General features: G+C 65.5%; 10 protein-coding genes and 2 pseudogenes. 5 read left to right on the top strand and 7 right to left on the bottom strand.

Annotation, left to right across the window (positions count from 1 at the left end):
- Window positions 1–633, bottom strand: a pseudogene (locus D7X55_RS26690) (apolipoprotein acyltransferase); the annotation flags it as partial.
- On the bottom strand, window positions 630–1,217 hold the full coding sequence (locus D7X55_RS26685) for a PadR family transcriptional regulator (RefSeq protein ID WP_120548577.1): 588 nt from the start codon (window positions 1,215–1,217) through the stop codon (window positions 630–632). The pseudogene D7X55_RS26690 and the gene D7X55_RS26685, both read right to left, overlap by 4 nt.
- Window positions 1,218–1,440: 223 nt before the next feature.
- On the opposite strand from D7X55_RS26685, the gene D7X55_RS26680 reads away from it, so the two are divergent.
- The 4 genes from D7X55_RS26680 to D7X55_RS26665 all read left to right on the top strand — a co-directional run bounded on the left by D7X55_RS26680 (window position 1,441) and on the right by D7X55_RS26665 (window position 4,085).
- Window positions 1,441–1,851, top strand: a complete 411-nt coding sequence (locus D7X55_RS26680; RefSeq protein WP_120548578.1) for a response regulator transcription factor — start codon at window positions 1,441–1,443, stop codon at window positions 1,849–1,851.
- 169 nt (window positions 1,852–2,020) lie between these two features.
- Window positions 2,021–2,437 (top strand): response regulator, encoded by a 417-nt coding sequence (locus tag D7X55_RS26675; protein WP_233610084.1) that lies wholly within the window; start codon window positions 2,021–2,023, stop codon window positions 2,435–2,437.
- Entirely contained in the window at window positions 2,410–2,889 is a 480-nt protein-coding gene (locus D7X55_RS26670) for a GGDEF domain-containing protein (protein ID WP_233610085.1), read from the top strand. Before D7X55_RS26675 ends, D7X55_RS26670 begins: the two co-directional genes overlap by 28 nt.
- 164 nt (window positions 2,890–3,053) lie before the next feature.
- Window positions 3,054–4,085 (top strand): LLM class flavin-dependent oxidoreductase, encoded by a 1,032-nt coding sequence (locus D7X55_RS26665; RefSeq protein WP_120548580.1) that lies wholly within the window; start codon window positions 3,054–3,056, stop codon window positions 4,083–4,085.
- Here the strand turns inward: D7X55_RS26665 and D7X55_RS26660 are convergent.
- The 3 genes and pseudogenes from D7X55_RS26660 to D7X55_RS26650 all read right to left on the bottom strand — a co-directional run.
- Entirely contained in the window at window positions 4,036–4,530 is a 495-nt protein-coding gene (locus D7X55_RS26660) for a DUF6232 family protein (protein ID WP_147442743.1), read from the bottom strand. The two genes, D7X55_RS26665 and D7X55_RS26660, sit on opposite strands and share 50 nt — an antisense overlap.
- Window positions 4,523–4,888: a DNA-binding response regulator gene (locus tag D7X55_RS26655; RefSeq protein ID WP_120548582.1), complete on the bottom strand. Its 366-nt coding sequence runs from the start codon at window positions 4,886–4,888 to the stop codon at window positions 4,523–4,525. The genes D7X55_RS26660 and D7X55_RS26655 overlap by 8 nt, the downstream gene beginning before the upstream one ends.
- A 116-nt stretch (window positions 4,889–5,004) precedes the next feature.
- Window positions 5,005–5,478: pseudogene (locus D7X55_RS26650) on the bottom strand (helix-turn-helix domain-containing protein); the annotation flags it as partial.
- Between the two features lie 239 nt (window positions 5,479–5,717).
- Here D7X55_RS26650 and D7X55_RS26645 point away from each other — a divergent pair.
- Window positions 5,718–9,086: an SIR2 family protein gene (locus tag D7X55_RS26645; RefSeq protein ID WP_158626428.1), complete on the top strand. Its 3,369-nt coding sequence runs from the start codon at window positions 5,718–5,720 to the stop codon at window positions 9,084–9,086.
- Window positions 9,087–9,545: 459 nt separating this feature from the next.
- Here the strand turns inward: D7X55_RS26645 and D7X55_RS26640 are convergent, their stop codons facing one another.
- Window positions 9,546–10,904 (bottom strand): sigma-54-dependent transcriptional regulator, encoded by a 1,359-nt coding sequence (locus D7X55_RS26640; protein WP_370450126.1) that lies wholly within the window; start codon window positions 10,902–10,904, stop codon window positions 9,546–9,548.
- Window positions 10,882–11,156: sensor histidine kinase (locus D7X55_RS26635; RefSeq protein ID WP_147470213.1), on the bottom strand; the 275-nt coding region annotated here is incomplete at its 5' end. The genes D7X55_RS26635 and D7X55_RS26640, both read right to left, overlap by 23 nt.

Here is an 11,156-nt window from a genome sequence, read left to right as displayed (position 1 = left end):
GAGCCGCAGCGCGCCGAAGCCGAGGATGGCCACCCACACCGCCGCGTACACCGCCAGCCCGGGCAGGACACGGCGCCCCGCCTTCCGGTGCTCGAACGCCCAGTTGGCCACGGTGGCGAACCACACCAGGACGAACGTCAGGCCCCACAACCCCGTCACCGAGACCAGTTGCACCAGCACCGGCACCCGGGCCTGGGTGTAGGCCAGCACGCCCCAGGTGCCGAACGGGTTGCCCAGGCTGCTGAAGAGCTCCATCCCCGTCGTCGCGGCCGGCAGGAAGAGCGTCCCCGCGAAGGAGCCGCGCGGCCCCACGATGAGACGGTCCGCCAGGTACAGCCCCGCGACGACCCCCGCGCCGCCCAGGGCCATGCCGAAGGCGCTCGCGGTGGAACCCGGGAACACCCCCAGGTTCGCCACGCCAGCGGCGACGGTGTTCGCCACCAGGAGCCCCACGAAGCCCACCGCGGGACGCTGCCGCCGGGAGAAGAAGAGGAACAGGGCGCCCATCAGCCAGCCGGGCAGCACCGCCCATTCCGTGTTCAGCAACACCACCAGCCCGGCCCCCACGCCCAGGGCGAGCCACGGCATGAAGACGGACAGACGCCGCGCGCCTTCGTCCGGAGGACCGCTCATCGCGCGCCCCTCTTCTTCGTCGACCCTGTCGCCGGCTTCAGCCGCTCGAGCGCCTCGCGCGCCTCGTCACACCAGCGCAGGTGCGCCTCCAGCCCGAGCAGCCCCGCGCGAATCGACAGATACCAATAGGCAAACTCCGGGTCGTCCTTCCGGGAGTGGCGGACGTCCTCGTCAATGAGGCGCAGCGCCGCCAGCAGCGCTTCTGCCTCGGCGCGGCTGCGCTCCACCTGCGCCAGGGAGTCCGCGGGCCCCACCCGGGCCCCGAAGAAGAGCTTGAGCAGCAGCTCGTTGCGCTCGACGTGCGGGAGCACCGGCCGCCTCAGCCATTCCGCGAGCGCCGTCCGCCCCGCCGCCGTCACCCGGTACACCTTCCGGACCCGTCCGCCCGGTGAGCGCTCCTCTGGCTCGAGCTCCACCAGCCGCTCCTCCGCCATCCGCTCCAACGTCGGGTACAGGTTCCCGTAGCTCTCCTGCCAGAAGTGCCCCACCGACCGCTCGATGGCGCTTCGCAGGTCGTACCCGCTCATCGGCTCCCGGCACAGCATCCCCAGGATGGCGAACCGACAGGTGCTCTCCCTCGCCATGACTGACTGCCTCCTCCACCCGGATATATCAGGCTGATATATCCGGTGGCCAGCCCCACGGAGCCCGGGCTCCGGCGGGCGGGCCCATTCCAGAATCCGGAGCCCGGTCCAGGATGTGGAAAACGGCCTCTGGCGCCCGCCCTCCCCTTCACCCAATCCCTTGCAATGACTGGGATTGGGGGCTGACGCTCCGCGTGGCACAACAGCTGCACTGTCGTTGTGCATGCACGGTAAAATCCTCCTCCTCGATTCGAAGCCCCCGGTTCGCGGGGCAACGGCGCGTCACCTGACGGCCGCGGGCTTCACCGTCCTCACCGCGCGCACGGATTCGCAGGCGCGCAGCCTGCTGGACACGAACCTGATCGACGCGGTCCTCATCGACCACCCCTTCGGGCGGCCCGGCATGGACGAAGGTCTGCGCTTCGCGCGCGACCTGAGGCTGCAGGACTCGCACCTTCCCATCCTGCTGATGACGGCGCTGCCGCTGGACGAGGTCCGGCACTCGGCGTGGGCCAGCGGCATCACCAAGCTCCTGCCCAAGCCGCAGCTGATGCCGGTGCTCATCCTCCACCTGTCCGCGCTCATCCCCGCCGCGGCCAACGAGGACCCGTCCCAGCCCCTCCTCATGCGCTAGAAGTCCGGGCTGCCGTCATTCCCGGAAAGACGTCCGGATTCCGGAAAATGGATCCGCAACCTGGACAAACGCGCGCGGCGGATGGGGTGCCGCCGGGCCAAGTGGCTGTAACGACTTTGCCCGTTTTATTCCCAGGTCCCTGGCCCCTTCCTTGCTCATGCCGCCCTGCGTGCCCCGGAACCTGCTGATCATCGACGACGAGACGGTCCTGTGCTGGGTCCTGGGCCGGTTCTTCTCCAGCGCCGGGTACCAGGTCGACTCGGCCACGGACCTCGATGAGGCCCTGGAGCGGGTGAAGCATGGCCGCTACGACGTGGTCATCAGCGATCTGCGCCTGAGCGGAACGCAGTCCGAGGAAGGGCTGATCATCGCGGAGCGGCTTCGCGACGCCTCCCCGGCGACGCGCATGGTGCTGCTCACCGCGTTCGCCACGCCGGACCTGGGGACGCGTGCGCAGGCACTGGGCGTGGACCTGGTGCTGAGCAAGCCCCAGCCGCTGCCGGACCTGGCGGAGCACGTGTCGCAGCTCCTGGAGGCATCGCGCAGCTGTTGTCGCTGGTGGACCTGGGCATCGGCGCGGACCTGAAGGGCAAGCGCGAGCAGCTGTTGCGCCAGGACGCGCTCACGGGGCTGGACACCCGGCGCGTGGGCGAGGAGCGGCTGGCCAGGGAGATTGGCCGCTGCCGCCGCGAGGGCCTGCCCATGAGCCTGCTGCTCGTGGACCTGGTGGAGCTGGGCGCCGTCAACCGCACGCGCGGCTTCGACGCGGGCGACGCGGCGCTGCGCGAGCTGGCCCGGCGCTCGGAAGGACTCTGTCCCCCGCCGGGCTTCGCGGTGCGCTGGACGGGGGACCGCTTCCTGCTCGCCCTGCCCGGGGCGGACGCCGTGGGCGCGGAGGCCGTGCGCCAGCAGCTGCTCGACGCGCCCGGCCAGCCCGCGTGCGTGGCCATCGCCGTGACGGTGCAGGGCGAGGAGGATCCGCACGGCACCCTGGCCCGCGCGCACGCCGCGCTGGCCCGCGCGAGGCCGGAGCGGTAGCCGCCTCCCCACGCGAGTGAAGCCAGGCTGATGGGTGGGATGGCCCCCGCCCGCCAGGCTGGAGGGCCCGAGCGACCGAGCGGTGCGTCAATGGCGTGAAAACCCCGAGGGCCCTGGCTATCGAAGGGCTTTCCCGCCCCTCATGGGCGCGAGGGTCCCCCGCGATGATCCCCTTCTCCGTCCTCGACCTGTCCCCCGTCATCTCCGGGGGTGACGCCGGCCAGGCCCTCCACAACAGCCTGGACCTGGCCCGCCACGCGGAGAAGTGGGGCTACCTGCGCTTCTGGCTGGCCGAGCACCACAACATGACGGGCATCGCCAGCGCGGCCACGTCGGTGGTCATCGGGTACGTGGCGGGGGGCACGAAGACGATCCGCGTGGGCGCGGGCGGCGTGATGCTGCCGAACCATGCCCCGCTGGTCATCGCGGAGCAGTTCGGCACGCTGGAGACGCTCTACCCGGGCCGCATCGACCTGGGCCTGGGCCGCGCGCCGGGGACGGATCAGCGCACCTCCGCCGCGCTGCGCCGGGGACTGGGTGGCGCGGACAGCTTCCCGCAGGACGTGGTGGAGCTGCAGAACTACTTCAAGGACGCCACGCCGACCCAGGCCGTGCGCGCGGTGCCGGGCGCGGGCCTGCACGTGCCCATCTGGCTGCTGGGCTCCAGCACCTTCAGCGCGCAGCTGGCCGCGGCGCTGGGCCTGCCCTTCGCGTTCGCGTCACACTTCGCGCCCGCGCAGATGATGAGCGCGCTGCACCTGTACCGCACGCAGTTCCGCCCGTCGGACGTGCTGCGGAAGCCGTACGCGATGATTGGCGTCAACGTCTTCGCCGCGGACACGGACCAGGAAGGCCAGCGCCTCTTCACGTCGCTGCTCCAGGCCTTCCTCAACCTGCGCCGGGGCCGGCCGGGCCCGCTGTTGCCGCCGGTGGACAGCCTGGATGGCCAGCTCAACGAGATGGAGCTGGCGGAGATCGAGCACATGCTGGCGTGCACCGTGGTGGGCTCGCCGGACAGCGTGCGCGAGGGGCTCCAGTCCCTCATCGAGCAGACCGGGGCCGACGAGCTGATGGTGACCGCGCAGATCTACGACCACGCGGCGCGGCTGCGCTCCTTCGAAATCGTCTCCCAGGTGCGCGAACAGCTCACGGCCGCTGGCACGCGGCCCGCACCGTCCCCGCAAGCCGCGCGATGAGCTGGGCGTCGTGGCTGCCGAAGACGCGGCGCGAGCCGCCCGGCAGCCCCAGCACCAGGTAGTGGGTGTCCTCCACCACGAGCAGCGCGCCCATGGACGCGAACAGGCCCAGCGCGGTGAGCCCCAGGCCCGCCTCGTACGCGCCCTTCAGCGCGGTGACGGAGACGGACAGCCAGGACAAGAGCGGCAGCCCCAGCGCCGCGGCCACACCCACCGCGAGCAGGTAGGGCCACACCTTCGGGGTGCGCCGCGCGGTCTCCACCTGGCTCACGTCGCGCAGCGCCCAGCTCTGGCCGCCCACGACGAGCCGCTCGGCGGTGACGCGCACCTGGCCGGCCTGGAAGAGGGAGGGCTCCCCCGCATCCGGCACCGGCTCGGGCACGGCCACCACACGCAGGGGGACAACGGGGCGCAGCACGGTGACGACGGCCATCGGTTCACCCATGGGGGGTCTCCAACAGAGGAAAGTGCGAGCGCAGCAGGGCGCGAAGCTCGTCGAGCGGACGGCCCAGCGCGAAACATGCCCGGGCCCCCTGACACAGGGCGCGGGACACCAGGCGCTCGTCCGCGAAGGGCAGCAGGACGACGACGGGCGCGGCGGCGGCGCAGGCGCGCGCACGCGTCAGCACCGGGAGGATGGCCTCCCCGCGCTCCACGTGCGCCAGCACCAGGTCCGGCCGCGCGGCGTCCGAGGCGTCCAGGAACAGGGCGATACCCAGATCGCCCAGCACGTCCGCCAGCAGCGACGCCAGGGACTCATCCGCTCCGAGCAGCAAGGCCCGGACTGTGCGCAGGGACGCCACGGCCCCACGTCACAGCAAGCTACATGCCGGAACCACCGTCCCCCGGGCCCCCGAGCGATCACCCCTGGACCGTGGCAATCCGCCAGCCCCCCGTGGCGCATTGCCACGCCGGCCCTCTACCGCTCCCGCTCGCGGCGATGGATGGTGGACACATCGATGCCCAGCAGCTCCGCGGCGCGGGTCTTGTTCCCTCCGCAGTGCTGGACCATCCAGTGGATGTACTCCCCCTCCAGCTTGCGCAGGGTCCACACGCCCTCCTGTGCCTGGGCGAGTGGGCTCACCGGCTCCGGCACCGGAGCGTGGGGACTCAGGTCCTCCAGCGTCACCGTCTCCCGGGGAACCAGCACCACCAGCCGCTCCACCAGGTTCTCCAGCTCGCGCACGTTGCCCGGCCAGGGCATGGCGCCCAGCGCGGCCACCACCTCCGGTGACAGCGACGTCACGCGCGAGCGCGGGTTGCGAGCCCGGGAGCGCGCGGTGAAGTGCTCCACCAGCTGGGGGATGTCCTCCCGGCGCTCCTTCAGCGACGGCACCCGCAGCGTGACGACGTTGAGCCGGTAGAAGAGGTCCGCGCGAAAGCGCCGTTCCCGCCCACCAAGCTTCACGCCCCACAAGACGGTATAACCACCGCGTGTAGGCCCAACAACCTTCTCCACCGCCTGCTCTGTTGAAATCAATGACTCTCAGAACTGACGACTGGCTTCTTGAAGAGCTTACCGCAGATCAACCAGACAACCAGCCACTCCTATCAGAAAGCGCAGCAAGTTCCCTTCTTAATTGGGCTCGTACGGCAAGAGAACGTCGGCCAGTTGCATTAGTCGGAGCAGGGATGTCTCTAAACGCCAACCCAGTGCCCCGATGGCGTGATCTCGACCCAAACCGAACCCGCTCAAGCCCTCCCCGCGCGCTTGTATGGTCTGCGCTAGCCTCACAACTCAAGAATGATCTCGAACACGACGGGGAGTCGGATGAGGCCGACGCTCTTTGGCTGGCAGAACTCTACAAACAGCGCTTCGGCTTGAATTCACTGCTTCGTCAAATCGAGATTGCCGTTCCCGACAGACTTCTCGATCCAGGCGAAGCACATCGCGCCCTGTTTGAGGTGCCCTGGCAAACAATACTTACAACAAATTACGACACGCTCATTCAGAAGGCTCATGCGAAATACAAAATCCCAACGAGACTCAAGATCAGTGAAACCGACATTGATCTGGTTCGCTCAAGCAACCGAGAAGAAGATCTTGAGCTAATACATTTACACGGCGTATTGACCAGACCGGAGACCATCGTCCTATCTCTCGAAGACTATCGAAGATATCCAACAACCCACGCCGGCATGCTGGCCAAGGCTCGGCAGTTATTTCTGCAGCATCCCGTTTTACTGATTGGCTTCAGCGCAACCGATCCAAACTTCGTTCAATGGAGTGGATGGGTGAGCGACTTCGCCGGGGCAGTTCGGAACCCCTGGATCAACCTTGTCGTTGGACGACAACCCGGAGTGGCCCGGCGTTCATACTGGAAAGGGGCGCTTGACTTCATTGGAGTCCAACCCCAACACCTCCCCAAACTAATCTCAACCATCGGCGACTACTTCCGCCCAGTAGACTCACACAGGCAATACATATACATAAAATCCAGAATCGAAAGCACAGCCAGCATCAAAGAGCTCGCATCCTCGCTGCCCATCTGGCTCGAGCAACAAGGACACGAACTCCCGACAGCCAGCGAGCTATATAACAGACAGCAACTGATTAATCTCACGACACACAGAGCACTGAAGATAGCGTTTCCAGCTGAATTCGAGGCAACCCAAGCGAGCGCGCCTCAAAACCAACAGGTCGTTCTTGGCAAAATCCGCCAAGCCTTCGGCTTGAGTTGGCCAAGCTTTCTGCTGTCAATCGCCATTCATCATGGAGCATTTTTTGGCGGAGAGGGATTCTCCATTGACCTGCTTCGCGAACTCGAATCAATCCCACAAGATGCCCCAACGCACATAGTTCGGAATCTCAAGCTCCAGCTGCTCTCACATATCGCAGAGCATGACAACTCACGAGACATCATCGCAACCGCCCACGACCTATTGGGCGACAACTGGAGCCAAGAAGAGAAGGGCCAAATAGAAGATCTCGACTGGCAGGTGAGATTTCGCACCGGCGCAAGACTGCCACACTCCTCAGACGAAAGCAGTGCCCAAGCTCTTCGTCGGGCAGGCTTTTTCTCTGCCCTTGACTGTCAATTTGATCGTTCCGTCAGAAAGTACATACGCGCAGCCCAACTCTCTCGCGACGAAGGCGAGCCTGAGGCAATTGAATGGCTGACCATCAACAGCGCACTGAATGCATTGATCGGCATACGCGGACAAGAACGCGAGGAACTCTCTGTCGAAAAGGATGAACTCGAACGTCGCAAAGATTGGATTGAGCGCAACCTTCCATCCCACATTTCATGGATTCGCTCGCAAGAAACCGAAGCATTCGAGGAGGTCACAACCAGCCTTCGGAAACGAGCTTGGCATCCAGTGCGTAGCCCCGCAAGCACGGGCACCGCCGATCGTATCACGCTAGAGCTCCAGCATTGGATGGAGTCCCGCTGGATTCACCCAATAACCATTGGACGCATCGCCGAGATCAACGGACAACTCCAATGGAACAATCTACAGACCCTTGAGGCAACTCGAACCCTTGCGCGATATGGCTCTGAGTCTCTGCAAAACTGGATTCGCCTCGAAACCCAACGACTAGGCAGAGGACCGATAGAAAAGCCTCTCATACAGCTCTTACTGGAAGACGGTCGCTGGCCGGGAGAATGGATTTCCAGAGCCGAGGCGCTGAGCTACGTTATTCCTGAATTCACAGACGCCCAGCTTGTCCAACTAGGAGAATGGCTTGAGGCGGCGCGCAAAAGAGTTCAAGATAGCATAAAACTCTTTCGTTCAGACTCCCTGACATCAACGAGCGCCGGCCTAGAGTCAATCATCAGAAGCCAAATAGTCAGATGGCAAATATCAAAGATTGCCATTTTTGAGGCTGACTTTGGTAAATGGCTTGAAACCGTCCACACATCCCACTCCTTTCAGCAATTCACACAGGAACTGCGAACTCTCCCTTGGAAAAAATGGATTACCCATGGAGGACTTACGCAGAACTCGATCGACGACACAGTGCATCGCCTGCTGGAGTCATGGATCGCGCACGGCAAAAACAATGCGTTTACTCTTGAATACATCTGCGGCCTGATCATTGAGATTTTTTCTAGTGCTGGTCGCGCGGCATTCCCATTGGAAAGCAGGGCTCTTCCCCTTGTCGAGAAGATGCTCAAGGATTTTTCACTGGGCTCAGGATCCGAGTCAACTGTCGCCCACCTGCAAGCACATCTTTTCCGACAATCCAAGAGCACAATCAGCGCAATTGCCGCGGAAATCCTCCAGAAATTGTTTGTTCAGGGCTGGGACTCAGCACCAGAGCGACTTATTTCTGCGCTAGCAGCCGTCACTCCCTTCCTGGACTCAAGGCAGTTGGCTGTCACAGCATCCAAGCTCAATCATCGACTCCGGCAGTCTGGCGCCCAAAGGAGCCCGATCGATGGCAGAACGGTTGCCCTGATTGCCGTCAAGGCGATTCCAGTCACAGCCGAAGCGGAGCGTGAACAATGGTATTCCCTGTTGGAAGTGTGCCTCAGCGCCTCTCCAAACTCCGCCGAGACCGTCGCCCGCCTTTCGACGGCTGAAATTGAGCCTGTCTGGCCACTCCTGAGGGACGCTATTTCCATCTTGCTGTCGGACACATCTGGCGGCGAGACTTCCAGAGCCATGACCGGCCTGCGAACAATTGGGTCTCTGCTTGAAAACACCTCGCTGCCTGTTTCCGAACAGTGGCGCGCGCACATCGAACTGCTCGTTCGTTCCCCACTCGTATCGGTTGCGGTGCGCGCCTGCGACACTCTTGCCCTCCTCGTCGAAAAAGACAGAATGACCAATGCATCACCAGACGCATGGAGCACTTGGGTTTATTCGCTATTGGAAGCAACGAAAGATGGGCGCGCGTACGTTGTCGGCGCTGCAGGTCGCGCACTGGTGATCGGCCTACCAGCTTTGTCCGCCTCCACCCTAAGTCAACATAAAGCAAGAGCAGAGGACGCAATTGCAAAAGTTCGAAGCGATGATCGCGTTGGAGTTCAAGCGGCACTGATGCGCCACTAACCCAGGGCTCGTTTGGCGCGGTCGTCGAAATCTGAGCTTCTGCGGATGAGCGAAGCGCATTCCCCGGAGAAGCTGCGACGGCCATCGGGCGAGCCTTCCACGACGAGGGCCTGTCGCGTGCTCAGATTGCCCACTTGCTGGGCATTGTCGAGGCGATGGTCAGCCGCGACCTTTGACTATACCGAGAGACAGGAGACGTCGTGCCGCAGCCCAGTGGCGGTGGCGACGTCTTGCCTATCTGGACAAGGCAGCCATCGAGATCACGCGGCTAGTGGCTTAGAAACCGGACGCGTCGGTGCGCGAGCTGATAGGCGAGTTGACGACCCACACGGGCATTGTTACCAGCTGCCCTCCATGCAGAGGCCGCTGCATCGCTCGGGCTTCTCACACAAAAAAGACCCTTCACCGTCTGGGAGTGGCTCTGTGGAGAGCTGTCGCGCACGTGTAGCGACCTTCAACCTACCGCTCCCTCTCACGACGATGGATGGTGGACACATCGATGCCCAGCAGCTCCGCGGCGCGGGTCTTGTTCCCCCCACAGTGCTGGACCATCCAGTGGATGTACTCCCCCTCCAGCTTGCGCAGGGTCCACACGCCCTCCTGTGCCTGGGCGAGTGGGCTCACCGGCTCCGGCACCGGAGCGTGGGGACTCAGGTCCTCCAGCGTCACCGTCTCCCGGGGAACCAGCACCACCAGCCGCTCCACCAGGTTCTCCAGCTCGCGCACGTTGCCCGGCCAGGGCATGGCGCCCAGCGCGGCCACCACCTCCGGTGACAGCGACGTCACGCGCGAGCGCGGATTGCGCGCCCGGGAGCGGGCGGTGAAGTGCTCCACCAGCTGGGGGATGTCCTCCCGGCGCTCCTTCAGCGACGGCACCCGCAGCGTGACGACGTTGAGCCGGTAGAAGAGGTCCGCGCGGAACCGCCCCTCCCGCACGCGCGCCTCCAGGTCCTGGTGCGTCGCAGCCACCACGCGCACGTCCACCGTGCGGCTCGCATCCGAGCCCACCGCGCGCACCTCGCCGTCCTCCAGCACGCGCAAGAGCCGCGCCTGGAGCTCCGTGGGCATGTCGCCTATCTCGTCCAGGAACAGCGTGCCGCCGTGCGCCTCCACGAAGAGGCCTCGCCGCACGGACGTGGCGCCGGTGAACGCGCCCTTCACGTGGCCGAACAGCTCGCTCTCCAGCAGCGGCCCCGGCAGCGCGGTGCAGTTGACGGCCACGAAGGGACCGGCCGCTCGAGGCCCCTCGAAGTGCAGCGCACGGGCCACCAGCTCCTTGCCGCTGCCGCTCTCGCCTCGCAGCAGCACCGGGGCCGCCGCGTGCGCCACCCGATCAATCAGCTCATACAGCCCGCGCATGGGCGCGCTCTTGCCCACCAGCGCGCCCAGGCCGCTTCGCTCCTGCGACTTCAGCGCCCGGTGCTCCGCTCGCAGCCGGCGATCCTCCAGCGCGCGGCCCAGGTACAGCCGCACCTCGTCCAGGCGGAAGGGCTTGGTGAAGTAGTGGTACGCGCCCCGGCGCATCGCCTCCACGGCGCTCTCCACGCCGCCGAAGGCCGTCATCAGCAGCACGGGCAGCTCCGCGTCCACCGCGTGGGCGGCGGCCAGCACGTCCAGCCCGTCCACCTTCTCCATGCGCAGGTCGGTCAGCACCGCGTCGTACACGCGCGAGCGGATGAGCGTCAGCGCCTCCTGCCCCCCCGTGGCCAGGTCCACCGTCCAGCCCGCGTCGGCCAGCGGCTCCTGGAGCATGCGCCCCATCTCCACGTGGTCGTCCACCACGAGGATGCGCGCGTCAGACGGCAAGTCGCTCGGCATTTCGTTCCTCTGGGACGGCGCGGGCCACCGGCCACAGCACGGTGACGCGGGTGCCCTGCCCCGGCGTGCTCTCCAGCTCCACCCGTCCGCCATGGTTGCGCACGACGTGGGCCACCATCGTCAGCCCCAGGCCCGTGCCCTGCCCGCGCTTCTTCGTCGTGAAGAACGGGTCGAAGACTTGATTGAGGCGCTCCTTCGGAATCCCGCACCCGTCGTCGCGCACCGTGAGCGCGACCAGGCCCCACGTCCCCT

This window comes from Corallococcus sp. AB049A (assembly GCF_003668885.1).
GTDB classification, from domain to species: Bacteria; Myxococcota; Myxococcia; order Myxococcales; family Myxococcaceae; genus Corallococcus; species Corallococcus interemptor.
This window is presented reverse-complemented; position numbering and strand designations above follow the sequence as displayed.